The sequence below is a fragment of the Ancylobacter novellus DSM 506 genome (genome assembly GCF_000092925.1).
GTDB classification, from domain to species: Bacteria; Pseudomonadota; Alphaproteobacteria; order Rhizobiales; family Xanthobacteraceae; genus Ancylobacter; species Ancylobacter novellus.
On record NC_014217.1, the window covers coordinates 923492 to 946622 of the forward strand.

Here is a 23131-nt window from a genome sequence, read left to right on the forward strand (position 1 = left end):
GCGCCCAACACCCCCTCGCAACGTCATCCCCGGGCTTGGCCCGGGGATCCACGACTCCGGCGGGTACGGCGTGGAAGGTAAGTTCCGTTTCGAGGTGACCGAAGTCGGCAAATGCCGACTTCGGGCCAAGCCCGGCCATGACGGCCGAAATGGGAAGCGGCCGGGATGACGTCTGAGCCGCAGCTCACGCTGCCTTGCGCGGCTCCTCGGCCGAGACCACCGCGACGGCCGGCTTGGCGGGCACGCTGGCGATCTTCGGCGCGCTCATATGCTGGTGCATGGTGTAGAGCGCCGCGGCGAGGATGAGCGCGATGCCGCCGATCGAGACCAGATCGGGCATCTGGTGGAACAGCGTCGCGCTCAGCGCCACCGAGCACACCACGCCGGCATAGCGGAAGGGCGAGATGGTCGACGGATCGGTGCCGCGGAAGGCGGCGATGGTCAGCATGTGCCCGGCGATCAGCGTCACGCTGCCACCGACGAGATAGCCGAAGGTCCAGAGGTCGAGCGCGGCCCATTGCTCGACCGTCGAGCCGGCGAAGCCCATCATCATGCCGATGCCGGCGGTCGTGGCGGTGACGACGAGGGTCGGCACATGCGCGCCGATGCGGCCGGTGACGAAATCGCGGAACGAGATGAGGAAGGCGCAGCCGAGCGGCAGCAGCGCGGTGAAATCGAAGGCCGAGCTGCCGGGCTTCACGATCAGCGTCACGCCGAGGAAGCCGGCGGCGACGGCGACCCACAGGCTGCGGCTGATGCGGGCGCCGAAGAACATGACCGCCGCGGCCATGGTCACCAGCGGCACCACCTGCAGGATCGACGTCGCATCGGCGATCGACATGGTGGTGATGGCGGTGATGAACAGCATGGCGACGCAGGCTTCCGCCGCAGCGCGCAGCAGTACCCGCTTGTCGGCGCAATGGCGCAGCGACGCGAGCTGGCCCTTCCAGCCGAGGAAGGCGACGAGCATCAGCGCCGCCATGACGCCGCGCACCGCGAGGATCTCGGAAGGCGGGATGTGAGCCAGCGCGAGCTTGGAGAAGGCGTCGTTGCTGGCGAACACCGAGGAGCCCGCGATCATCAGCAGGATGCCGCGGCGATTGGCGAGTGAAGCGTGCATGGGACTGTCAGGCGGTACGGAGAGCGGCTTTAAGCCAGCGGAAAGCGACGGAATCGAGACGGCGGGTGCGGTCCGGGAGAATTATCGGCCGGGGTGCCTGCGGGACGGTTAACAATCCTCGCACGCGGCCGCCGGGACCAGTCCGCCGCTTCGTCGCTCCAGCGCCTGCGAGAGGACGCACAGGCCGAGCGCGCCGACCGCCAGCACCGCCCCGACCCAGGGCAGCTCGGCATAGCCGACGCCGAAGGTGATCGCCGCGCCGCCGATCCAGGCGCCGGAGGCGTTGCCGAGGTTGAAGGCGCCCTGGTTGAGCGTCGAGGCGAGGTTGGGCGCGCCGATCGCGGCATCCACCACCCGCATCTGGATCGGCGCCACCACGGCGAAGACCAGAATGCCCCAGACGAAGACGGTGGCGACGGTGAGCGCCGCGAAGGGGCTGACGAAGACGAACACCACCAGCACCGCGGCCAGCCCGACGAAGATCGCCATCAGCGAGGGCATCAGCCGCCAGTCGGCGAGCCGGCCGCCGAGCAGGTTGCCGATGGTGATGCCCACCCCGAACAGCAGCAGGACGTAGGTCACGGTGTGCGGGGCGAGGCCGGTGACGTCGCGCAGCAGCGGGGCGATATAGGTGAACACCGAGAACAGGCTGGCGGAGGCGAGCACGCTCATCATCATGGTGAGCAGCACCTGCGGGCGCTTCAGCACGGCGAATTCGCGGATGATGTTGCCGGCGGAATGGGGGATGTCGCGCGGCACCCAGATGGCGATGGCGCTGACCGCCGCGATGCCGATGATCACCACCGCCCAGAAGGTCGAGCGCCAGCCCAGCGCCTGGCCGAGCGCGGTGCCGAGCGGCACGCCGAGCACATTGGCGAGCGTCAGTCCGGCGAACATCAGCGCGATGGCGCTGGCGCGCTGGTTCGGCGGCACGAGGCTCGCCGCCACCACGGCACCTATGCCGAAGAAGGCCCCATGGCAGAACGCGGTGACGACGCGCGCGGCCATCAGGAACCAGTAGTCCGGCGCCACGGCACAGAGGAAATTGCCGACGACGAAGACGCTGGCGAGGCCGATCAGCGTCGCCTTGCGCGGCAGGGCATTGGTGATGATGGCGACGATGGGCGCACCGACGACGACGCCGAGCGCATAGCCGGTGACCAGCAGACCGGCCGCCGGGATGGTCACCGACAGGTCGGCCGCCACCTCGGGCAGCAGGCCCATGATGACGAATTCGGTGGTGCCAATGCCGAAGGAGGCCATGGCAAGGGCCAACAGCGGAAGCTGCATCGTGAACTCATGTCGTCTGGAAACGGTCGCCGCCTGCGTAGCAGCGGGAGGTCCAGCTAGATATGCACAAGATATTGCAGCGCAGCAATAATCCGCCGCGGGAAGCAGCCATGCGGAAGACGCGAGGGTCCAGATTATTTGAAACTACTGGGCGACCTCATCCTGAGGTGCCCGGCCGCCGGCCGGGCCTCGAAGGATGCTGAAGCAGAGTGCCCGGACGAGCATCCTTCGAGGCTCGGGCTCTGCCCGAGCGCCTCAGGATGAGGTGGTTCAAGTTGAAACGGGAGTTTCCAAACGGCCGCTCACCCGCCCGTCACGCTCATATGGCGGCGCACGGAGGGGGCGCGGCCGGGGCGGTCGATGACGAAATCGTGCCCCTTGGGCTTGCGGAAGATGGCGTCGTCGAGCGCGGCGTGCAGCTTCTCGTCGCTCTCGGAGGCGCGCAGCGGCGAACGCAGGTCCGCCGCGTCCTCCTGGCCGAGGCACATATAGAGCGTGCCGGTGCAGGTGACGCGCACGCGGTTGCAGCCCTCGCAGAAATTATGCGTCAGCGGGGTGATGAGGCCGAGCTTGCCGCCGGTCTCGGCAATGGAGACGTAGCGCGCCGGGCCGCCGGTGCGGAAGGGGATGTCCTCCAGCGTCCAGCGCTGCTCGAGCTGGGCGCGGACGGTGGAGAGCGGCAGGTACTGGTCGACGCGCTCGGAGCCGGTCTCGCCGAGCGGCATGACCTCGATGAGCGAGACGTCCATGCCGCGCCCGTGCGCCCATTCGATCAGCGAGGGGATCTCGTCCTCGTTCTCGCCGCGCAGGGCGACGGCGTTGAGCTTGACGTGGATGCCGGCAGCCTGCGCCGCATCGATGCCGGCGAGCACCTTGGAAAGGTCGCCCCAGCGGGTCAGTGCGCGAAAACGCTGCGGGTCGAGCGTGTCGAGCGAGACGTTGATGCGCTTGACGCCGCAATCGGCGAGCTCGGAAGCGAAGCGGGCGAGCTGCGAGCCGTTGGTGGTGAGCGTCAGCTCTTCCAGCGCGCCGGAATCGAGGTGCCGCGAGAGCGAGCGGAACAGGGTCATGACGTCGCGGCGCACCAGCGGCTCGCCGCCGGTCAGGCGCAGCTTCCGCACGCCGCGGGCAACGAAGGCGGAGCAGAGGCGGTCGAGTTCCTCCAGCGTCAGCAGCTCCGGCTTCGGCAGGAAGGTCATGTGCTCGGCCATGCAGTACACGCAGCGGAAGTCGCAGCGGTCCGTGACCGAGACGCGCAGATAGGTGACGGCGCGGCCGAAGGTGTCGACGAGCGGCGCGCGCGGCGTGGCGCGGTCGATCCGGTCGATGAGGGCTTCCTCGCTGCTCACGCTCAACGCTCCCGCGTTCATGCTTGCGAACTTGCCGCTGAGTAACGGCCTGTTCGTAACATTTGTAATGTTCGGCCAAGGCCCTGCCAAGGCGCGCATGCCTATCGGGCGATCGGCTGAACCATTTGTGACGTGCCTTCCGGCAACCCGGCATGCATTCGAGACGCGGCCGGCGTCCACCTTGGCCGCTTGGCGAACGCGTTCCTCGTCTCTATGTGGGTGTGCGACATGCCACGGGGAAGACGATGACCGACGCGTTGCCTGATGCCTGGCCGACCGAGATCCGGGTCCACAGGGACCGCCGCGCCCTGACCATCGCCTTCGAGGACGGCGCGAGCTTCACCCTGCCGGCGGAATATCTGCGGGTCGAGAGCCCCTCCGCCGAGGTGCAGGGCCATTCGCCCGCCGACCGGCAGATCGTCGCCGGCAAGCGCGAGGTCCGCATCGACGAGGCGATCCCGGTCGGCAATTACGCGGTGCGGCTGATCTTCGACGACGGGCATTCCACCGGCATCTACACCTGGGAGATACTGCACCGGCTCGGCCGCGAGCAGGAGGAGCGCTGGACGCGCTACCTGCAGGAGCTGGCCTCGAAGAACCTCTCGCGCGACGCGGCGGGCAGCGCCCGGCGGCATTGAGGGTTCGCAACGTCATCCCGGACGGCCGAAGGCCGATCCGGGATCGTCATCATAATGGAGAGCGATCCCGGCTCTGCGCTTCGCTTCGACCGGGGTGACGCCTGGATATAACGCCCGTCAGTTCAGCACGACCACCTTGGTGCCGACGCGCACGCGCTCGTAGAGATCGGTGACGTCGTCATTCGTCATGCGGAAGCAGCCGGACGAGACGGCCTGGCCGATGGTCTCCGGCTCGTTGGAGCCGTGGATGCGGTAGAGCGTCGAGCCGAGATAGAGCGCGCGGGCGCCGAGCGGGTTGTCGATGCCGCCGGGCATGTAGCGCGGCAGGTCGGGCCGGCGCTGCAGCATCTGCGCCGGCGGCGTCCAGCTTGGCCACTCGGCCTTGCGGGTCACCGTCTTCACGCCGGACCAGCGGAAGCCGTCGCGGCCGACGCCGATGCCGTAGCGCAGCGCGGAGCCGTTGGGCTGCACGAGATAGAGACGGCGTTCCGAGGTGTTTATGATGATGGTGCCCGGAGCGTATTTGCCGTTGTACGGCACCACCGTGCGCCGGATCGACGAGTAGCCATAGCCCGGCCCGTTGCCGAAATTCGACGGCCGCGCGAAGAAGCCGAAAAAGGACGGCGCCGCATTCTGCGCCATGGCGGGCGCCGCGCCCGCGAGTGTCAGTCCGGCCAGCGCGATGGCCGCCATTGTCTTCAGTCGCATCGTAAGCCCCATACGATCCATGGACACAACCGGCCACGCTTCCCGGCGGGGCACGGGACGGCCCGTCCTGCCCCAGCGGCCGGAACGGTTCGACGCACAGTATTGCGCCGCCTGCGGTAAATGGCAGCCTACGATGACGTGACTGCGCCGATTGCCGCGCCGCTATGGCACAAGAGCCACAGCGCCAACGCCTTAGGGAGCGGCTGCGGCCGCCGGGCTGCCGGCGTGATTGCCGCCGAAGATGAGCGCGGCAAGCGGCCTCGCATAATAGTCGACCCCGGCCGCCGTGAAGTGCCGCGCGTCGTATTGCAGCGGCTCTCCGCCGACCATCATCGGGCACCGCATCTGCGGGCAGGTGGCCTTCAGGACCGAGATGAAGCGCGCGTTCGGATGGCCGGCGAAATGCTGCGTCATCAGCTTCTCGGCGGTGAAGACCATGTCGTCCATGTCATGCCCGGCATTCATGTCGGCATCGCGCCGGTACATGCGCTCGGCGACGATCTCCGGCCCCGGGCGCTTGAACATCGGCACCGGGCCGAGCACCACCACCTCGATACCGGCGGCGGTGAGCTTGGCGATGGTCGCGTCGAGCCGCGCGAGGTGGTCGGGCGAGACGAGGGCGTCGCCGCCGAGCACGACCATGGCCGGCTTGTGCTTGAGCAGCCAGTCCATGGCGAATTCGTTCAGCCCGTCGCAGAGCGGGGAGGGCACATTGCGGAAGCCTTCGAGCGGCAGGCAGGCCGCGCCGGTGAACTGCCCGACCGAATAGCCGCGCGCCTTCGCCGCCGCCGCGACCGCCTGGTAGAACTGCGCCAGATGGCTCGAGCCCCACAGCACGATGGCGGGCCGGCCCGGCACGGGCAGGCATTCCGGCGCCAGCTCGCGCGCCCCGCCGCGCCCGTCGCGCAGGAAGCATTTGCCGTCGCGCAGGATCGGCTGGAACGGGTAGTGGGTCTGCGCCAGCACATGCTGCACATCGGCCGGTAGCCGGCCGGTGAAGCCGCGCGCGCCGGTGGTGATACCGGCGAAGGCGATCAGCACCGCGGCGCCCGCCACCGTACCGCCGAACACGACGCGGCGGGGGAAGATCGCCCGGTTCTGCCGCACGGGCTGCTCGACGAAGCGCCAGGACAGCCAGCCGAGCAGGGTCGAGGCTGCCGTGCCGCCGACGAGGAAGGCGAGCGGATCGATCTCCGGGAAGGCCGGCCGGGCGAAGACGACGATCGGCCAGTGCACCAGATAGAGCGAATAGGAGATGGCGCCGAAGAAGCGCGGCACGCGTGAGCCGACCAGCCGGGTGACGAGGCTGTCGCTGTGCTCGCCGCCCCAGATCGCCAGCGCGGTGCCGAGGCATGGGACGAGGGCCAGCAGGCCGGGGAAGGGCGACTGCTCGGTGATGAGCGCCATGCCGGCGAGCACGGCACCGACGCCGGCCGCCACCGCCGCGCCGCCCACGGCCGCGCTTTTGGGAAAGCGCACCCCCGGCAGCGCCAGCGCGGCGCCGATCAGCAATTCGAAGGCGCGGAAGGGCAGCAGGTAGAAGGCCGCGGCCGGATCGACCCGCAGCACCGCCTCGCAGGCGATGAGCGAGGCAATGAGCAGCCCGCCGATGACGAAGGGCAGGGCCCTGGGCCGCCAGCGATAGCACAGCATCACCAGTGCCGGGAAGACGAGGTAGAACTGCTCCTCGACGCCGAGCGACCAGTAGTGCAGCAGCGGCATCTCCTCGGCCGAGGGGCCGAAATAGTCGGCGCGGCGGTAGAAATACACGTTGCCGAAGGCGAGCGCCGACCAGATCAGCGAGCGGGCGAAACTCACCAATTGCGGCGGGAACAGCAGGAAGACCGCGACAATGGCGGTGACGGCGCTGACCACGACGAAGGCCGGCACGATGCGCCGCATCCGCCGCTCGTAGAAGCCGAAGATCGAGAAGCTGCCCTCGGTGGTCTCGGCGTAGATCGACTTGGAGATCAGGAAGCCGGAGATGACGAAGAACACGTCGACGCCGACGAAGCCGCCCGGCAGCCAGCCCGCCCCGAAATGGAACAGCACCACGCCAAGCACGGCAATGGCGCGCAATCCGTCGATATGGGCGCGGTAGCGCAGGCGATGATGCATGGCGGCAGGCGAACGGACCCGAAACTTCGTCAGGCCCCCTGTATCACGGCTTCGCCGCCGCAGCGTTGCACGAAAAGCGCGGATGTCCCGATATGACCGCTGCCGAGCAAAAACACGCCGTGAAACTATACGATGGGGAACAGGGGGCGCTAGGACTTACTGGCCGCGGCGAGCGCGGTCGCGCAACGACGCTCGGTGCCGGATAGATGTCTCCGCTGATCTTCAACCACATTCCGAAATCGGCTGGCACATCGTTGCGGCAGGCCCTTGCCCAGGCGATCGGCGCGCGTGAAACCGTCGAGGGCTTTGATCGGTCGCTGTTCGGCGGATTCGACGACTTCGAGTCCTTGGCTCCGATCTTACGCGCCACGATCGTCGACACGCCGGAGGAGCTCCCGCCTTCCCCGCAACTCGTGGCCGGTCACTACGCCCCCAAGACGACGCGCGCGCGATATCCCGGCGCCAGGCACATCACGATCCTGCGTGAGGCACGCTCCCGCTTGCTCTCGCATTGGCTGTTCTGGAGAACCCACACCGATGCCGAGCTTCGGGCGTGGGGCCGCTGGGCGGATCACGTGCACAAGAGCAAGAATCCACTGCTCGCCTTTTTGCAGGACACGATGATCGCGGCGCAGACGGACAACGTCTCGCTGCGCATGCTGCTGTATCCGCACCCGCTCATTCCCGATGCCGACCACATACCGGTTCACGTCGAGGATCAGCTCCTCGCCGAGGCGAAGGCGATGATCGATTCCTTCGACTTCGCCGACGTCATCGAGAATCCGCGCTTCGCGCAGAATCTGTCGGACTGGCTCGGTTCGCCTCTCGTGATGGAGCGCCTCAACGAGACGCAGCCGATGCCGGAACAATACCGCACGCCGCTGGTGAGCGAGCTGACCCCGGCGACCATGAGCGCGTTGGCGCGCCGCACGCGGCTTGACGACGAACTGTGGAGATATGTCGCCGAGCGGCGTCTTCCGCCGGGGGAAGCGGAGGCCTTCCGTGAAGCGTCTTTCGCGCAGGCGATCGCCCGGCACGCTCTGCTGATGGCAGGTTGAGGAAAGAGATGGTGGGCGATGCAGGGATTGAACCTGCGACCCCTCCCGTGTGAAGGGAGTGCTCTCCCGCTGAGCTAATCGCCCGTCACCCCCGGCGGGTTCTCCGAGGGGCGTCGTCCATCGCGGCGGGATTTAGTGTGCCGGGTCCCCGGGTGTCAAGCGCGCTCGCGCTTTCATCCGTTGTTGATCCCGAGCCGAAGCAGGCGCTCCACCGCCTCGGGGAGAAGGTCGTAGTGCTCGATCAACTCGTCGCCGCCGAGCTCGGCCGCCGGCGTCTCGGTATAGCCGAAGGGCACCACGATCACCGGCACGCGGGCGTTCTTGGCGGTGAGCACGTCGGTCATGCTGTCGCCGACCATCAAGGCGCGCTGCGGCGAGCCGCCCGCCCGCTCGATGGTGCCGATGAGGTGCCCGGCGTCGGGCTTGTACACAGGAAAGGTGTCGGCTCCGGCGATCACCGCGAAACGGTCGGCGAGGCCGAGCCGGTCGAGCAGCAGGCGCGAAAGATATTCCAGCTTGTTGGTGCACACCGCCAGCACATGGCCGCGGGCGGAGAGCTCGTCCAGCGCCGCGACGAGGCCGGGGAAGGGCGCCGAGCTGTCGGCGATGTGGGCGGCGTAATGCTCCAGGAAGCGCTCATAGAGCTTGTCGAAGTCCGGCGGGGCGACGTCGATGCCGGCGGCGGTCAGCCCGCGATTGACCAGCGCCTTGGCGCCGGCGCCGATCATCTTGCGCGTCTCCTCGCGCGGCAGGCGCGGCGCGCCGACCTCGTCGAGGATGACGTCGAGCGTGTCCAGCAGGTCCGGGGCGGTGTCGACGAGGGTGCCATCGAGGTCGAAGGCGATCACGGCGGGGCGGGTCGGGGGTGCGCTCATGTCGATTTCCGTGGATGATGACGGTAAATGGAAGCTGCCGGCCGCCGCGAGACAGGCATAGACTGCCTACAATCCTGCCGCTTTTGCTGTCCAGCGTGGCGCGTCCATCGGGCGCAGGAGGGTGGCGGCCGGTCAATGGTAATCGGGTCGAGTTTTCGGGAGTGCTTGCGATGACGCTGAAGATTGGAACCTGGCTCGGCACGGCGGCGCTCGCCGGTGCCTTGATCGGGCTTGCCACGATCGGGGCCCATGCTCAGGGCACGACCCCGCCGGCGGGAGGCTCGACCGAGACGCCCGCGGCCTCGCCGCCCGCGAGCGAGGCTCCGGCCGGCAACGGCCCGTTCGTCTTCGGCTCGCCGCCTTCGGCGCAGGCCAACCGGCTCTATTCGGTCAATGTGCGCAACGGCGAGGTGAGCGCCTGCCAGTTCGAGCGGCCCGAGGGCAGCCTCGTCGGCGTCACCCGCTGCTTCCGCCGCGACGCCAGCGCCGCTGCCGGCGAGCCGGGCACCTACGACATCATGTCGACCCGCTATTCCGGCGAGACCGGCATCTTCCGCGTGAACGCGCAGACCGGGCAGATGAGCGTCTGCTATGTGCGCGACATGCCGAAGGAGGGCGGCGGCACCGAGCCGGCGGTGGTCTGCACCGCGCCCACGCACTGAGCCGCGCCGCGGTGCCGGGCTTGTCCCGGCGCCGCAACGGCGCTAGGCAGCATCGATATTGGAAGACCTACAGGCTGAGCCCCGACCATCGCCATGTCGACCGAAGCTGAGACTCTCAAACGCCAGGCCGCGGCCCGCGCGCTGGAATATGTACGCTCGGGCATGAAGCTCGGGCTGGGCACCGGCTCGACCGCCAAGCACTTCGTCGAGCTGCTCGCCGAGCGGGTGGGCGAGGGGCTGGAAGTGGTCGGCGTGCCGACCTCCGAGGTGACGCGGGCGCAGGCGGAAAGCCTGAACGTGCCGCTCGGCACGCTCGACGAGCATCCGGTGCTCGATCTGTGCATCGACGGCGCCGACGAGATCGGGCCGGACCTCACCTTGATCAAGGGCGGCGGCGGCGCGCTGCTGCGCGAGAAGATCGTCGCCTCGGCGGCGCAGCAGATGATCGTCATCGCCGACGCCTCCAAGAAGGTGGACCGGCTCGGCACCTTCCCGCTGCCGATCGAGGTGGTGGATTTCGGCGTCGCCGCCATCCGCCGCGGCATCGACCGCGCCGCGCGCGCGGCCGGATGCGAGGGGCTCCTGACGCTGCGGCGCCGCCCGGACGGTCATGTTTTCGTCACCGATCAGGGACACCTGATCCTCGACGCCGCCTATCACAGCATCACCGACCCGGCCGCGCTCGCGGCGCGCCTGTCGGAAGTGCCGGGTGTCGTCGAGCACGGCCTCTTCATCAATCTGGCGAGCCGCGTCATCCTCGCGGGCGCCGGCGGCGTGTCGGTGATCGACCGCGCGTGAGCAGATTCGTCAGGGAGACTTTCATGCTGGATATTGCAGGACGGCTGACGGGGGCTGCGCTGGCGCTCGCCTTGCTCGCAGGTGCCGCCCCCGTGCTGGCGCAGGAGCAGGCGCCGTTCAACATGGCTCAGGCCAAGCCCGGCGCCGAGCCGAGCGCCGAGCAGATGAAGCTCGCCAACGAGCTGCTGATCGCCAATGGCGAGGCGTCGAGCTTCGACGCCATCATCCCCAACGTCATCGAGCAGGCGGCGGCCAGCTTCGTGCAGGCCAATCCGGACCTCATCCGCGACCTGCGCGAGGTGGCCAAGCAGCTCGTGCCGCAATATGAGGGTCGCCGCTCCGAGGTGGTGCAGATCCTCGCCCGCACCTATGCCGCCCAGTTCAGCGCCGCCGAGCTGCAGGAGCTGCTGGTGTTCTACCGCTCGCCGGTGGGCCGCAAGCTCGTCGAGAAGCGCCAGGAGCTGCTCGACGCTGGCCTGCGCGGCATCCAGGCGTGGAGCGCGGGCTTCTCGCGGGAGATGGAAGCCAAGGTGCGCGAGGAGATGAAGAAGCGCGGCTTCACCATCTGACGCCGCCGCCTCCCGACAAGAAAAATGCCCGGCTCGCGCCGGGCATTTTCGTTTTCAGTCCTCGTCGCCGCCGACCGGCGCCTTGTGGCCGGTGATGAGATAGAAGATCAGCGGCCCGAACAGGGCGAGCGCCGACAGCGCATAGAGCGTCAGCGCGATCGGCGACTGGAACAGCACGATCGGGTCACCGACGCTGATGGCGAGGGCGCGGCGAAGCTGCTGCTCGGCGAGCGGGCCGAGGATGAGGCCGACCACCACCGGAGCGATGGGGTAGTCGTAGCGCCGGAGCACATAGCCGAGCAGGCCGAACACCAGCAGCATGCCGAGCTCGACCAGCGACGGGTTGGCCCCGAGCGTGCCCAGCGTGGCGAAGACCAGGATGCCGCCATAGAGCCACGGCCGGGGAATAGCGAGCAGCCGCACCCACAGCCCGACCAGCGGCAGGTTCAGCACCAGCAGCATGCCGTTGGCGATGAACAGCGAGGCGATCAGGCCCCAGACGAGGTCCGGATTGGTGGTGAACAGCAGCGGGCCGGGATTGAGCCCGTATTGCTGGAAGCCGGCCAGCATGATCGCCGCCGTCGCCGAGGTCGGCAGGCCGAGCGTCAGCAGCGGCACCAGCACGCCGGCGGCGGCCGCGTTGTTCGCCGCCTCCGGCCCGGCGACGCCTTCGATGGCGCCGTTGCCGAACTCGTCCGGCTTCTTGCAGAGCCGCTTCTCCAGCGCATAGGACAGGAAGGTCGGGATCTCCGCGCCGCCCGCCGGCATCGCGCCGATGGGGAAGCCGAGCACGGTGCCGCGCAGCCACGGCCGCCACGAACGCTTCCAGTCCTCCCGGTTCATGAACACCGAGCCCTTCACCGGCTCGATGACCTCCTCGGCGCGCGAGCCCGCGGCGCAGACCGAGAGCGTCTCGCCGATGGCGAACAGGGCGACCGCCAGCGTCGTCACCTCCACGCCGTCGAGCAGGTCGGGGATGCCGAAGGAGAGCCGCGCCTGCCCGCTCTGCAGGTCGATGCCGATGAGGCCGAGCGACAGGCCGATGAACAGGCTGGTGAGCCCGCGCGTCACCGAGGAGCCGAAGGCGGCGGAGACGGTGGTGAAGGCCAGCACCATCAGCGCGAAATAGTCCTCCGGCCCGAAGGAGATGGCGATGTCGACCACGGTCGGGGCGATCAAGGCAAGGCCGATGGTGGCGATGGTGCCGGCGACGAAGGAGCCAATGGCGGCTGTGGCGAGCGCCGGCCCGCCGCGTCCGGCGCGGGCCATCTTGTTGCCCTCCAGCGCCGTGACGATGGAGGAGCTCTCGCCGGGCGTGTTGAGCAGGATGGAGGCGGTGGAGCCGCCATACATGCCGCCATAATAGATGCCGGCGAACATGATCAGCGAGCCGGCCGGATCGAGCTTGAAGGTGATCGGCAGCAAGAGCGCCACGGTGAGCGCCGGGCCGATGCCCGGCAGCACGCCGACCGCCGTGCCGAGCATGACGCCGACGAAGGCGAAGAGCAGGTTGATCGGCTGGAGGGCGACGAAGAGGCCCTGGCCGAGGGCGGCGAACGTGTCCATCGGTGCCGCTCCCTCAGATCAGCCGTTCGAGCGGGCCGGCCGGCAGCGAGAGCTGCAGCCCCTTGGCGAAGATCAGGTAGATGATGAAGCACATCACCGTGCCCGCCAGGAAATGCGCCCAGACCGGGCCGCGGCCGAAGCCCTTGGCGGTGGCGGCGAACAGCCAGCCGGTGGCGATGGAGAAGCCGAGGAAGGGCAGGAGGATGATCTGGCCGACGAGGCCGGCCAGCACCCACACCATCGGCCCCGCCTCGTCGCGCGGCCGGGCGATGGCGCCCTCACGGATCGCCTCCACCGCGGTGGCGACGGCGAGAATGGCGAGGCCTGCGGCGATGATGGTCGGGAAGGCGGCGGGTCCGACCGCCGAATGGGCGTTGACGCTGGCGAGGCGCCAGGCGTCCCAGCCGACGACGAGCGCCAGCACGGCGAGGCCGAGGGCGATGAAGAGGCCCGCCCTGTCGGCGGAGGGCCGGGCGGAGGAAGAGGGCTGGTCGCTCATGTCAGGCATTCCGGGGAGCGGGTGGCGGCGGGAGAGGCCTGCTCCCGTCATCAGGCTGGGCGTCATCCCGGCCGGAGCCCGCAGGGCGCAGAGCCGGGATCGCTCACAATAGATTCGGCGCGCGATCCCGGATACGGCCTGCGGCCGTTCCGGGATGATGATGATCAGGACAGAGGCGCTGGCCTCAGTTGGCGAGGCCGACATCCTTCAGGATGGCCTGCGTCGCGGTGATGTCCTTGTTGAGCTGGGCCTCGAACTCGGGACCGGCGAGGTAGGTGTTCACCCAGCCCTTCTGCGCCAGGAGATCCTTCCACGCCTTCGATTCCACCGCCTTGGCGATGATGTCGGACAGCGCCTTCTTCTGCTCCGGCGTGATGCCCGGCGCGGCCGAGATCGAACGCCAGTTCTGGATCTCCACGTCGACGCCGGATTCCTTCAGCGTCGGGATGTCCTTGGCGTCGGGCAGGCGCTGGCCGCTGGAGACGGCGAGGATGCGCAGCTTGCCGGCCTTGGCCTGGGCGTCGAACTCCGAGAGCGAGGAGATGCCGACCGTCACCTTGCCGCCGAGGATGGAGGCGAGCGACTCGCCGCCGCCGGAGAAGGCGATGTAGTTGACCTTGGTCGGGTCGACGCCCACCGCCTTGGCGATCAGGCCGGCCGCGATGTGGTCGGTACCGCCGGCCGAGCCGCCGGCCCAGGAGACCTTCTGCGGGTCGGCCTTCAGCGCGGCGACGAGGTCCGCCATCGACTTCAGCGGCGAATTGGCCGGCACGGCGATGGCCTCGTACTCGCCGGTGAGGCGGGCGATCGGGGTGACCTGCGAGAGGTTCACCGGCGACTTGTTGGTGATGATGGCGCCCACCATGACGTAGCCGCCGACCAGCAGCACGTTCGGGTCGCCCTTGCTGCCGTTGACGAACTGGGCGAGGCCGATGGTGCCGCCGGCGCCCGGCACGTTCATGACCTGCACGTTGGGCACCAGCTTCTCGGACTGCAGCACCTGCTGCAGGGCGCGGGCGGTCTGGTCCCAGCCGCCGCCGGGCGCGGCCGGGGCGATGATCTTGAGGTCGCTGACCTGCGCCGAAGCGGCACCGAAGGGCGCGGCAGCGAGGGCTGCGGCGAGCAGCGCTCCGCGGAACATGTGATTCATCGTTTCCTCCAAGGAATGGAACGGCGACGCGTTGAACGCTGGCCGCCGCTTGGCACGCGGAAGTTGGCACGCGGCGAATGGGCACGCGGCTTGGAAGCTAGAGCGCGATACCCACCGTGTCGAGTTCCACGGAAGGCTAAGACTTTTGCACGACGCGCGCGCAGGCCAGCCATGCGGCCGCTTGACGTTCGCCGCGCGCGGGGCGACATCCGCAGGGATCGGGCTGAGGCCTGCGCACCGCAGCGGGGACGCGCATCATGGACCAATTCGACGTCGACCTCTTCGTCATCGGCGGGGGCTCGGGCGGCGTGCGTGCCGCACGCATCGCCGCCAACCACGGCGCCAAGGTGAAGATCGCCGAGGAGTACCGGCTGGGCGGCACCTGCGTGATCCGCGGCTGCGTGCCGAAGAAGCTCTTCGTCTATGCCGCACAGTTCGCCCACGACTTCGCCGACGCCGCCGGCTTCGGCTGGACGGTGGAGGGCGTGAGCTTCGACTGGAAGACGCTGATCGCCAACAAGGACAAGGAGATCGCGCGGCTGGAAGGCGCCTATCGCGCCAATCTGGAACGCTCGGGCGTCGAGATCGTGAAGCAGCGCGCGGTGATCGAGGGGCCGCACCTTGTGCGGCTCGCCGATGCCACCGGTGTCACCGCGAAAGTCATCCTTATTGCCACCGGCGGTCGGCCCAATATCGGCCTCGATATGCCCGGCCGCGAGCTCGGCATCACCTCGAACGAGGCGTTCCATCTCGAACGTTTGCCGGAGCGGATCATCATCCAGGGCGCCGGCTACATCGCGCTTGAGTTCGCAAGCCTTTTCAATGGATTGGGCTCGAAGGTCACGGTGGTCCACCGCGGCGACAAGGTGCTGCGCGGCTTCGAGGGCGAGCTGCAGGAGCGCATCGCGGCGGAACTCGCCTCCGCCGGCATCGCCTTCGAGTTCGGCGCCACGATCGAGAGCATCCACGAGGGCGAAGGCGAAGGCGAAAAGCGCGTCCGGCTCAATGACGGCCGCGACTTGTTCGCCGACGAGGTGATGCTCGCCATCGGCCGCGTGCCGAACACGGTCGGCCTCGGGCTCGACGCGGTCGGGGTGCATCTGAACGACGCCGGCGCCATTGCGGTGGACGCCAATTCGCGCACCAACGTCCCCTCCATCTATGCCGTGGGCGACGTCACCGACCGCGTGAACCTCACCCCCGTCGCCATCCGCGAAGGCCATTCCTTCGCCGACAGCGTGTTCGGCGGCCAGCCGTGGGAGGTCGACTACGAGAACATCCCGACCGCCGTTTTCACCGAGCCGGAGATCGGCACGGTCGGCCTGTCGGAGGAGGAGGCGCGGGCGCGCGGTTACAAGCTCGACATCTACAAGACGGATTTCCGCCCGTTGAAGGCGACGCTGTCGGGCAGCACCTCGCGCACCTTCATGAAGCTCGTCGTCGACCAGATGACCGACAAGGTGCTCGGCGTCCACCTCATCGGCGAGAGCTCGGCGGAGATCGTGCAGATCGCCGCCATCGCGATGAACATCGGTGCCACCAAGGCCGACTTCGACCGCACCATGGCGCTGCACCCTTCCAGCGCCGAGGAGCTGGTGACGCTGCGCACCAAGCACGCCACCAGTGACAAGGTGATCCCCGAGGTCTCCGCCGAGGCGACCCCGGCGATCTGAGGCCATAGGCGCGGGGGCGTAGGCCCTCTACGCCTTCCGGGCAATCGTGCAATGAAGCCGCTGCGGCAGCATACTGGCGCCGGCGCGAGCCTTGGGTGTATAAGGCCGGCCTTTCCCGCCGGGGATGAGCCCCGCGCGGCGTATTGGGGTTTCTTGGAGGCAGTCATGTCTGATCGCTGGACGCCGGAAAGCTGGAGGGCGAAGCCCATTCAGCAGGTCCCGGACTATCCGGACGCCGAAGCTTTGGCTTCGGTGGAGCGTCAGCTTGCCTCGTTTCCCCCCTTGGTTTTTGCAGGTGAAGCCCGCCGGCTGAAGCGCGAGCTCGCCAAGGTGGCGAACGGCGAGGCCTTCCTTCTTCAGGGCGGCGACTGCGCCGAGAGCTTCGCCGAGCATTCGGCCGACAACATCCGCGATTTCTTCCGCGTCTTCCTGCAGATGGCGGTGGTGCTGACCTATGCCGGCGCCTCCCCTGTGGTGAAGGTCGGGCGCATCGCCGGCCAGTTCGCCAAGCCGCGCTCGGCGCCGATGGAGAAGGTGGGTGACGTCGAGCTGCCGTCCTACCGGGGCGACATCGTCAACGACATCGAGTTCACGCCGGCGTCGCGCATCCCTGATCCGCGCCGCCAGCTCGAGGCGTACCGCCAGTCGGCGGCGACGCTGAACCTGCTGCGCGCCTTCGCCAATGGCGGCTATGCGAGCCTTGGCAACGCGCATCAGTGGATGCTCGGCTTCATCAAGGACTCACCGCAGTCCGGCCGCTACCAGGCGCTCGCCGACCGCATCACCGAGGCGCTCGACTTCATGCGCGCCATCGGGATCGACCCGGAGCATCATCCGGAGATGCGCTCGACCGAGTTCTTCACCTCGCATGAGGCGTTGCTGCTCGGCTTCGAGCAGGCGCTGACTCGCGTGGATTCGACGAGCGGAGACTGGTACGCGACCTCCGGCCACATGATCTGGGTCGGCGATCGCACCCGCCAGTTCGACCACGCCCATATCGAGTACTGCCGCGGCGTGAAGAACCCGCTCGGCCTGAAGTGCGGCCCGTCACTGAAGCCGGACGACCTTCTGCGCCTGATCGACGCGCTGAACCCGGAGAACGAGCCGGGCCGCCTGACCCTGATCGGCCGCTTCGGCGCCGACAAGGTCGCCGGCAGTCTGCCGGCGCTGGTGCGCGCGGTGAAGCGGGAGGGGCGCAGCGTGGTGTGGTCGTCGGACCCGATGCACGGCAACACCATCAAGGCCGCCTCCGGCTACAAGACCCGGCCGTTCGACCAGATCCTCTCCGAGGTGAAGGACTTCTTCGCCGTCCATGCGGCCGAGGGCACCTATGCCGGCGGCGTGCATCTGGAGATGACCGGCAAGAACGTCACCGAATGCACCGGCGGCGCGCGGGCGATCTCGGATGCGGACCTCAAGGATCGCTACCACACCTATTGCGACCCGCGGCTCAACGCCGAGCAGGCCATCGAGATGGCCTTCCTCGTCGCCGAGCTGCTGAAGCAGGAGCGGGCCGGGCGCGTGCGTCCGGTGACTCAAGCGGCCGAGTAATCTTCGGAAACGCAAAAAGCGTTTTCCCGCTGCCTGAGCTTGGATATGGAAACACCGCGGCCTCACCGGCCGCGGTGTTTTTCTTTGTGAGGAGCCGCTGGTGCGGCAAGCTATCTTAGAGCGACAGGTTATCTTCGAGAGCGAGAACGTGCGCGTGGTGCGCACGCCGGGAACCCGTAGCGACGTCGTCTTCGTGACCTTCGAGGCGCACCAGCTCAAGCGCCCGCTCGACCGCAAGGGCTTCGGCGAGAAGTTCCTGCAGGACAACGGCTTCACCTCCTATCACCTGCTGGCGGGCGACAATTTCTGGTTCCAGTACCCGGAGATGGCGGAGGTGCTGGCGGCGGTACGTGCGGATGTCGGGCCGGGGCCGGAGATCGTCGCCTATGGTGTGAGCATGGGCGGCTACGCGGCCTTCCGCTTCGCCGGGCTGCTCGGCGCCGCGCGGGTGATCGCCTTCTCGCCGCAATACAGCATCGACAAGCGCCGTATCCCTTGGGACAAGCGCTGGGACCGGCTGTTCGATCGCCCGCGCCAGGTGCTGTGGGAGCATTTGACCACGCCGCGCGGCGTGCCGGTCTATCTGTTCTACGACCCGCACAACCGCGACCGCCACCATGTGCGGATGCTCGCGCGCGAGGCGGACGTCGTGCCCGTCCGCGTGCCCTATGCCGGCCACGCGACCATCACCGTGTTCATGGAATGCGGCATGCTCGGCGAGACCGTGCTCGCCATCGGCGAGAACCGCTTCGATGCGGCGGACTGCGAGCGGGAACTGAAGATCCGCATCGACCACTCGCCGCTCTATGTCGCCAAGCGCGCCCGCAGCCGCAGCCGCCTGTTCCGCCGCCTGCGCGCCGACCTCGTCGACCGGTTCGGCTGAGGCGCCGCAACTTCGCCACCGCCGCCCTCTAGGCGGAACCCATTGCTGCGGAGGCGGCGGCGCAGTTAGTTTCGCCGCCCCGGCCCTGCGGCCGATCCGGTTGAGGAGGCCGCCCTTGCGGCAGAGCGTGTTCGAAAGCGAGGCCGTGTCGGTCTTCAAGATGCCTGGGCATCGCGAGGACGTGGTTTTCGTCTCGTTCGAATCGATGATCCCGACCCGCAGGCCCGACCGTCGCGGCTTCGGCGAGCAGTTCTTCCACCATCGCGGCTTCACCGCCTACCACGTCATGCCGCGCGCCAACGAGTGGTATCATTATCCCGAGATGGAGGCGGCGCTGGCCGCCGTGCGTGCCGACATCCCCGCGGGCACGCGGGTCATCACCTATGGCATGAGCATGGGCGCCTACGCCGCCTATCGCTTCTCCGAGCCGCTCGCCGCCGACGCGGTCATCGCCTTCTCGCCGCAATACAGCGTCGATCGCTGGCGCGTGTGGTGGGAGCGGCGCTGGAGTTCCGAGGGCAAGTCGCTGCTCTGGGACCGCCAGCTTCCGCGCAAGGAGGCGGTGAAATACGTCTTCTACGATCCGCTCAACCAGGATCGCCGGCACATAAGGCGCCTGCGCAAGGAGGCGGAGCTCGATCTGGTGCGCATCTATTTCAGCGGCCATGCCTCCATCGCCTATGTGCAGGAATGCGGCATGCTGGAGAGCGCGGTGCTCGACATCGCCGAGGGCTGCTTCGACATCGCCGCCTTCGAGGCGCGGCTGTGGCAGCAGCGCAAGACGTCCGCGACCTACCAGAAGATGCGCCGGCGCAAGAAGACCGGCATCTTCCGCCGGCTGCGCTATGTGGTGATCGAGCACCTGCTCGACCGCCGGCTGGGCGCGGCGGCGCTTCAATCTACGACGACCCCTCCTGACACATAGGGCGCCGTTATCCTGAGGTGCGAGCGCAGCGAGCCTCGAAGGATGATCGCAAGAGCGCACCCGGATGAGCATCCTTCGAGGCCCGGCCTCTGGCCGGGCACCTCAGGATGACGGTCAGCAGGGGGAAGCGGAGGCTTCGAACCTCAGCCCCAGCCTTCCAGCACCACCTTGCCGATCGACATGCCGCTCTCCAGCGCCGCGTGCGCGCGCCTGAGGTTCTCTGCGTTGATCGTGCCGAAATTTGCGCCCAGTGTCGTGCGCACCGTGCCGGCATCGATCAGCCGGGCGACCTCGTCGAGGATCTCGTGCTGGCGGATCATGTCCGGGGTCTGGAACATGGAGCGCGTGTACATGAGCTCCCAGTGCAGCGACAGGCTCTTGGTCTTCAAGAGCATCGCGTCGAGGCTCGCCGGATCGTCGATGATGGCGATGCGGCCCTGCGGCCTCGCCGCCTTGACGATCTCGGCCCAGTGCTTGTCCGAGTTAGTCAGGGTGAAGGTGTAGTCGATCTCGCCGAGCCCGGCGGCCGCGATCTCCTCGGCGAGCGGGCGCGAATGGTCGATCACCGCATGCGCGCCGCGCTCCTCGACCCATTTGCGGCTCTCGGGGCGCGAGGCGGTGCCGATGACGGTGAGGTCGGTGAGCTGGCGGGCGAACTGCACCACCAGCGAGCCGACGCCGCCCGCCGCGCCGACCACCAAGAGCTTCGCGTCCTTCGCACCCTTGCCCTTGAACGGCACCTCCAGCCGGTCGAACAGCCCTTCCCAGGCAGTCACCGCGGTGAGCGGGATGGCGGCGGCCTCTGCGAAGGAGAGGCTCTCCGGCTTGTGGCCGGTGATGCGCTCATCGACGAGGTGCAGTTCGGCATTGGTGCCCGGCCGGTTGAGGTCGCCGGCGTAGAACACCTCGTCGCCGGCCTTGAACAAGGTCACCTCGGGACCGACCGCCTCGACCACGCCGGCGGCGTCCCAGCCGAGGATGACCGGGGCGCCCTCGGTGCCGGCGCGGCGGCGGCGTACCTTGGTGTCGACCGGATTGACCGAGATCGCCTTCACCCGCACCAGCAGGTCGTGCGGGCCGGGCGTCGGCGCCGGGGTCTCGAAGTCGAAGAGCGCGCGCTCCTCGCCGATGGGCAGGGATTCGCTATAACCGATGGCCTTCATGATCATCTCCCGCGCATGGCGCGTCATGGTCTCGTCTCGGCTGAGATGTCGCAAAGCCGCGCAAAAGCACAAGAACGCACGAATTTGTCGGCAGGTATCGAAATTGTAATCCTCTTCCCCGCGCCGCCGGGTTTACCTAGATTTCGGCGACCCCGGATGGGAGAGAGAATATGGCGAGGCGCCATCAGGACTATTCGCGCACGGGCTGCGCGGTCGAGGCGGCGCTGGAGATCATCGGCGCCAAATGGAAGGGCGGCATCATCTACCAGTTGCTCGGCGGCGAATTGCGCTTCAGCGAGCTGCGCCGGCGCATGCCGGGCGTGACCCAGCGCATCCTCGCCAAGGCGCTGAGAGAGCTGGAGGCGGACGGCGTCATCTCCCGCACCGTCTATCCTACCGTGCCGCCGCAGGTAGGCTACCAGCTCACCGCCGAGGGCGAGGCGCTGCGCCCGGCGGTGATGGTGCTGCACGACTGGGGCAAGCGGCACACGCAGCCCTTCGACGTCGCCGCGGAGTGACGTCGCGGGACGCTGGCCTTCGGCGGTCCGGCTGGGTAGAAGACGTGCGACCGCCGCTATCCGAGGCCGGCTGCGGCCGTCGAGCACCTTGGACCCGCCTATGACCAGCCCGGCGCATCCCGCCAGCCCGACCCCGAACCGGCGCTATTTCGAGCCCAAGCGGCGCAGCAAATGGCGGCAGTGGCTCACCAATGCCAGCCAGAAGATCGGCCGCTCGATCGGCCGCCTGCTGTTCGACGCCGAGAGCCGGCCGCGGCCCTGGCTGCGCTCGCTGCTGTTCGATACCTATCAGCGCCCGCGCCCGGGCCTGGGGGGCGTGGTGTTCAAGGAGCCCGGCCGGCCGCGCCGGCCCTTCGCCGCCTGGCTGACCCATGCTGACGACACCCTGCCGCCTTTGGTGCGGCATTTGCCGTTCCCGTTGAAGGACGAGGGACGCCGTCCCGTGGTCGTCGTGGCGCAGGGCGATGCCGCGCCGGCCGAGGCGCTGGTGCGGACGCTGGCGGGGCATCATGGGGTGATGATGCTTGTTCTCGACGGTGTGGCGCTTTCGGGATTCCCGGCCGCGGTCATCCCGGTCGACGTCGCCGGCTCGCGTGCCCCGCGGGCGGTGCTGCTCGACGCGCTGGCCCAGCGCGCGGCGGATTATCACCCGCTCTTCGCCGTCGCCATCGGCTTCGGTGCGGCCGATGCCGCCGACATATTGGAACAGCGCAACATCCCCGTCGTCGCGCTCGCCGGCGCGCCGGAGACCTATGCGGACTTCGTCGAGGCGCTGGACGTCGCGCTGGAGCGGGCGAGCGCCGTGGCCTTCCCCTCCGATGCCGCGAGGCAGGCGGCGCTCTCATTGCTGCCGCACCGTGCCGGCCGGCGGCGCCTCGTTATCGGCAATGCGCCGGAAGATGTGGAAGCGATCGGCCGCGAGATCGGTGCGGAGCTCGACAACGAGCTGGCGCTGGTGCTCGCCACCGATCCGGCCCAGCTGGAAGTGCTGGCGATCCCGCGCGAGGGCGACCCGCCCGGCGAGATCAAAGTGCCGGCAAGACTCGCCTCCCTCATCGCCGCGTGGCGGCGCAAGGCGCTGCTCAAGCGGCACCCGAACCGCCCGCCGCTGCGCCGGCCCTATTCCGGCTTCCACCCGCTGATCTATGCCGAGCACCACCCGGTTGCCTGCTTCGACGAGCGGCGCTACCCGCTGTCGCACTGGATCGAGAAAGGAAGGCCGGAAGGTCCCTGGGCGGTGCCGGTTTTCGGCCCGCCGGCCGCGCCGGTCGCGAGCCCGCTCAAGGTCGGGCTGCACGGCCATTTCTTCTATCCCGACCTGCTCCCCGAATTGCTGGAGCGGCTGGCGGCCAACGCCTCGCGGCCCGACCTCTTCCTCACCACCGACACGCCGGCCAAGGTGGAACAGCTGCGCGCGCTGACCGCCGCCTGGCCGGCCAAGGTGCGCATCGACGTCGTACCGAATAGCGGCCGCGACATCGGTCCCTTCCTCACCGCGCTGCGCGACGTGCTGACGGGCGGGGAGTACGACGTTCTTCTCCACCTCCACGGTAAGAAGACCAAGGGCCGCCGCCGCGCCATCGGCGATCCCTGGCGCAATTTCCTGTGGGAGAACCTGATCGGCGGCGATCATCCCATGCTCGACGCGGTGCTCGCTTATATGGCGGCGCATCCGCAGGTCGGTCTCGTCTATCCCGAGGACACCCATCTGCTCGACTGGGCGCGCAATGGCCGCGTGGTCGAGGAGTTGCGGCGCGACATGGGGCTGACCGAGCCGATGGGCACCTATGTCGACTTCCCCGTCGGCAACATGTTCGCCGTCCGCCCGGCGGCGCTGGCGCCGGTGCTGGCGCTCGACCTCAAATGGAGCGATTACCCGGTCGAGCCGATTCCGCTCGACGGCACCGTGCTGCACGGGATCGAGCGTCTGCTGCCGACGGTGGTGCGCAAGGCCGGCTTCACCACCGCCGCGGTGCGCGTGCCCGGCACCGACTGGGACTGATCCGCGCCGCGTTCGC

General features: G+C 68.5%; 21 protein-coding genes and 1 tRNA gene. 11 read left to right on the plus strand and 11 right to left on the minus strand.

What is annotated here, in order from left to right:
- Nucleotides 1-184: 184 nt before the first annotated feature.
- The 3 genes from SNOV_RS04455 to moaA form a co-directional block, all read right to left on the minus strand.
- Complete coding sequence (locus SNOV_RS04455; RefSeq protein WP_013165720.1) at nt 185-1120, minus strand: DMT family transporter; 936 nt, start codon at nt 1118-1120, stop codon at nt 185-187.
- A 108-nt stretch (nt 1121-1228) separates the two neighbouring features.
- The gene (locus SNOV_RS04460) at nt 1229-2410 is read right to left on the minus strand and encodes an MFS transporter (protein ID WP_013165721.1); all 1182 of its coding nucleotides are present in this window, start codon (nt 2408-2410) and stop codon (nt 1229-1231) included.
- A gap of 302 nt (nt 2411-2712) precedes the next feature.
- Nucleotides 2713-3759, minus strand: a complete 1047-nt coding sequence (gene moaA, locus SNOV_RS04465) for a GTP 3',8-cyclase MoaA (RefSeq protein ID WP_013165722.1) — start codon at nt 3757-3759, stop codon at nt 2713-2715.
- Nucleotides 3760-4004: 245 nt separating this feature from the next.
- On the opposite strand from moaA, the gene SNOV_RS04470 reads away from it, so the two are divergent.
- The gene (locus SNOV_RS04470; RefSeq protein WP_013165723.1) at nt 4005-4397 is read left to right on the plus strand and encodes a gamma-butyrobetaine hydroxylase family protein; all 393 of its coding nucleotides are present in this window, start codon (nt 4005-4007) and stop codon (nt 4395-4397) included.
- A 117-nt stretch (nt 4398-4514) separates the two neighbouring features.
- On the opposite strand, the gene SNOV_RS04475 is transcribed toward SNOV_RS04470, so the two are convergent.
- Both SNOV_RS04475 and SNOV_RS04480 read right to left on the minus strand, forming a co-directional pair.
- The gene (locus tag SNOV_RS04475; RefSeq protein WP_417872008.1) at nt 4515-5105 is read right to left on the minus strand and encodes a L,D-transpeptidase; all 591 of its coding nucleotides are present in this window, start codon (nt 5103-5105) and stop codon (nt 4515-4517) included.
- Between the two features lie 192 nt (nt 5106-5297).
- On the minus strand, nt 5298-7223 hold the full coding sequence (locus SNOV_RS04480) for an acyltransferase family protein (protein WP_013165725.1): 1926 nt from the start codon (nt 7221-7223) through the stop codon (nt 5298-5300).
- Between the two features lie 206 nt (nt 7224-7429).
- On the opposite strand from SNOV_RS04480, the gene SNOV_RS04485 reads away from it, so the two are divergent.
- Entirely contained in the window at nt 7430-8281 is an 852-nt protein-coding gene (locus SNOV_RS04485) for a sulfotransferase family 2 domain-containing protein (RefSeq protein ID WP_013165726.1), read from the plus strand.
- A gap of 9 nt (nt 8282-8290) precedes the next feature.
- Here SNOV_RS04485 and SNOV_RS04490 read toward each other — a convergent pair.
- Both SNOV_RS04490 and SNOV_RS04495 read right to left on the minus strand, forming a co-directional pair.
- A tRNA-Val gene (locus SNOV_RS04490) sits at nt 8291-8365 on the minus strand.
- Nucleotides 8366-8454: 89 nt separating this feature from the next.
- Nucleotides 8455-9156, minus strand: coding sequence for an HAD-IA family hydrolase (locus tag SNOV_RS04495; protein WP_013165727.1), 702 nt, complete (start codon nt 9154-9156; stop codon nt 8455-8457).
- Between the two features lie 170 nt (nt 9157-9326).
- On the opposite strand from SNOV_RS04495, the gene SNOV_RS04500 reads away from it, so the two are divergent.
- The 3 genes from SNOV_RS04500 to SNOV_RS04510 all read left to right on the plus strand — a co-directional run bounded on the left by SNOV_RS04500 (nt 9327) and on the right by SNOV_RS04510 (nt 11185).
- Complete coding sequence (locus SNOV_RS04500) at nt 9327-9818, plus strand: lactonase family protein (RefSeq protein WP_013165728.1); 492 nt, start codon at nt 9327-9329, stop codon at nt 9816-9818.
- 93 nt (nt 9819-9911) lie between these two features.
- The gene (gene rpiA / locus SNOV_RS04505; protein WP_013165729.1) at nt 9912-10616 is read left to right on the plus strand and encodes a ribose-5-phosphate isomerase RpiA; all 705 of its coding nucleotides are present in this window, start codon (nt 9912-9914) and stop codon (nt 10614-10616) included.
- A gap of 23 nt (nt 10617-10639) precedes the next feature.
- Complete coding sequence (locus SNOV_RS04510) at nt 10640-11185, plus strand: DUF2059 domain-containing protein (protein WP_013165730.1); 546 nt, start codon at nt 10640-10642, stop codon at nt 11183-11185.
- Nucleotides 11186-11239: 54 nt separating this feature from the next.
- On the opposite strand, the gene SNOV_RS04515 is transcribed toward SNOV_RS04510, so the two are convergent.
- From SNOV_RS04515 to SNOV_RS04525, 3 genes are all read right to left on the minus strand, one after another.
- Nucleotides 11240-12751: a tripartite tricarboxylate transporter permease gene (locus tag SNOV_RS04515; protein ID WP_013165731.1), complete on the minus strand. Its 1512-nt coding sequence runs from the start codon at nt 12749-12751 to the stop codon at nt 11240-11242.
- A gap of 13 nt (nt 12752-12764) precedes the next feature.
- The gene (locus SNOV_RS04520; protein ID WP_013165732.1) at nt 12765-13250 is read right to left on the minus strand and encodes a tripartite tricarboxylate transporter TctB family protein; all 486 of its coding nucleotides are present in this window, start codon (nt 13248-13250) and stop codon (nt 12765-12767) included.
- Nucleotides 13251-13434: 184 nt separating this feature from the next.
- A complete protein-coding gene (locus SNOV_RS04525; protein ID WP_013165733.1) occupies nt 13435-14400 on the minus strand; it encodes a Bug family tripartite tricarboxylate transporter substrate binding protein in 966 nt (321 codons plus the stop codon).
- 257 nt (nt 14401-14657) lie between these two features.
- On the opposite strand from SNOV_RS04525, the gene gor reads away from it, so the two are divergent.
- The 4 genes from gor (at nt 14658) to SNOV_RS04545 (ending at nt 19432) form a co-directional block, all read left to right on the plus strand.
- Entirely contained in the window at nt 14658-16073 is a 1416-nt protein-coding gene (gene gor / locus SNOV_RS04530) for a glutathione-disulfide reductase (RefSeq protein ID WP_013165734.1), read from the plus strand.
- A gap of 165 nt (nt 16074-16238) precedes the next feature.
- Entirely contained in the window at nt 16239-17624 is a 1386-nt protein-coding gene (locus tag SNOV_RS04535) for a class II 3-deoxy-7-phosphoheptulonate synthase (protein WP_013165735.1), read from the plus strand.
- Between the two features lie 100 nt (nt 17625-17724).
- The gene (locus SNOV_RS04540) at nt 17725-18507 is read left to right on the plus strand and encodes an alpha/beta fold hydrolase (protein WP_013165736.1); all 783 of its coding nucleotides are present in this window, start codon (nt 17725-17727) and stop codon (nt 18505-18507) included.
- Between the two features lie 115 nt (nt 18508-18622).
- On the plus strand, nt 18623-19432 hold the full coding sequence (locus tag SNOV_RS04545; protein WP_013165737.1) for an alpha/beta fold hydrolase: 810 nt from the start codon (nt 18623-18625) through the stop codon (nt 19430-19432).
- Nucleotides 19433-19575: 143 nt separating this feature from the next.
- Here SNOV_RS04545 and SNOV_RS04550 read toward each other — a convergent pair whose 3' ends face one another.
- Nucleotides 19576-20595, minus strand: a complete 1020-nt coding sequence (locus SNOV_RS04550) for a zinc-binding alcohol dehydrogenase family protein (protein WP_041782859.1) — start codon at nt 20593-20595, stop codon at nt 19576-19578.
- 170 nt (nt 20596-20765) lie between these two features.
- Here SNOV_RS04550 and SNOV_RS04555 point away from each other — a divergent pair, with 170 nt between their 5' ends.
- Both SNOV_RS04555 and SNOV_RS04560 read left to right on the plus strand, forming a co-directional pair.
- Nucleotides 20766-21113, plus strand: a complete 348-nt coding sequence (locus SNOV_RS04555) for a winged helix-turn-helix transcriptional regulator (protein ID WP_013165739.1) — start codon at nt 20766-20768, stop codon at nt 21111-21113.
- 100 nt (nt 21114-21213) lie between these two features.
- Nucleotides 21214-23115, plus strand: a complete 1902-nt coding sequence (locus SNOV_RS04560) for a rhamnan synthesis F family protein (RefSeq protein ID WP_013165740.1) — start codon at nt 21214-21216, stop codon at nt 23113-23115.
- Nucleotides 23116-23131: the final 16 nt, after the last annotated feature.

Bases quoted from the DNA above. Each gene is read 5' to 3' on its own strand.
- SNOV_RS04455 (WP_013165720.1), bottom strand. From the start codon at position 1,120: ATGCACGCTTCACTCGCCAATCGCCGCGGCATCCTGCTGATGATCGCG.
- SNOV_RS04460 (WP_013165721.1), bottom strand. From the start codon at position 2,410: ATGCAGCTTCCGCTGTTGGCCCTTGCCATGGCCTCCTTCGGCATTGGC.
- SNOV_RS04470 (WP_013165723.1), top strand. From the start codon at position 4,005: ATGACCGACGCGTTGCCTGATGCCTGGCCGACCGAGATCCGGGTCCAC.
- SNOV_RS04475 (WP_417872008.1), bottom strand. From the start codon at position 5,105: ATGCGACTGAAGACAATGGCGGCCATCGCGCTGGCCGGACTGACACTC.
- SNOV_RS04480 (WP_013165725.1), bottom strand. From the start codon at position 7,223: ATGCATCATCGCCTGCGCTACCGCGCCCATATCGACGGATTGCGCGCC.
- SNOV_RS04485 (WP_013165726.1), top strand. From the start codon at position 7,430: ATGTCTCCGCTGATCTTCAACCACATTCCGAAATCGGCTGGCACATCG.
- SNOV_RS04495 (WP_013165727.1), bottom strand. From the start codon at position 9,156: ATGAGCGCACCCCCGACCCGCCCCGCCGTGATCGCCTTCGACCTCGAT.
- SNOV_RS04500 (WP_013165728.1), top strand. From the start codon at position 9,327: ATGACGCTGAAGATTGGAACCTGGCTCGGCACGGCGGCGCTCGCCGGT.
- rpiA (WP_013165729.1), top strand. From the start codon at position 9,912: ATGTCGACCGAAGCTGAGACTCTCAAACGCCAGGCCGCGGCCCGCGCG.
- SNOV_RS04510 (WP_013165730.1), top strand. From the start codon at position 10,640: ATGCTGGATATTGCAGGACGGCTGACGGGGGCTGCGCTGGCGCTCGCC.
- SNOV_RS04515 (WP_013165731.1), bottom strand. From the start codon at position 12,751: ATGGACACGTTCGCCGCCCTCGGCCAGGGCCTCTTCGTCGCCCTCCAG.
- SNOV_RS04520 (WP_013165732.1), bottom strand. From the start codon at position 13,250: ATGAGCGACCAGCCCTCTTCCTCCGCCCGGCCCTCCGCCGACAGGGCG.
- SNOV_RS04525 (WP_013165733.1), bottom strand. From the start codon at position 14,400: ATGAATCACATGTTCCGCGGAGCGCTGCTCGCCGCAGCCCTCGCTGCC.
- gor (WP_013165734.1), top strand. From the start codon at position 14,658: ATGGACCAATTCGACGTCGACCTCTTCGTCATCGGCGGGGGCTCGGGC.
- SNOV_RS04535 (WP_013165735.1), top strand. From the start codon at position 16,239: ATGTCTGATCGCTGGACGCCGGAAAGCTGGAGGGCGAAGCCCATTCAG.
- SNOV_RS04550 (WP_041782859.1), bottom strand. From the start codon at position 20,595: ATGAAGGCCATCGGTTATAGCGAATCCCTGCCCATCGGCGAGGAGCGC.
- SNOV_RS04555 (WP_013165739.1), top strand. From the start codon at position 20,766: ATGGCGAGGCGCCATCAGGACTATTCGCGCACGGGCTGCGCGGTCGAG.
- SNOV_RS04560 (WP_013165740.1), top strand. From the start codon at position 21,214: ATGACCAGCCCGGCGCATCCCGCCAGCCCGACCCCGAACCGGCGCTAT.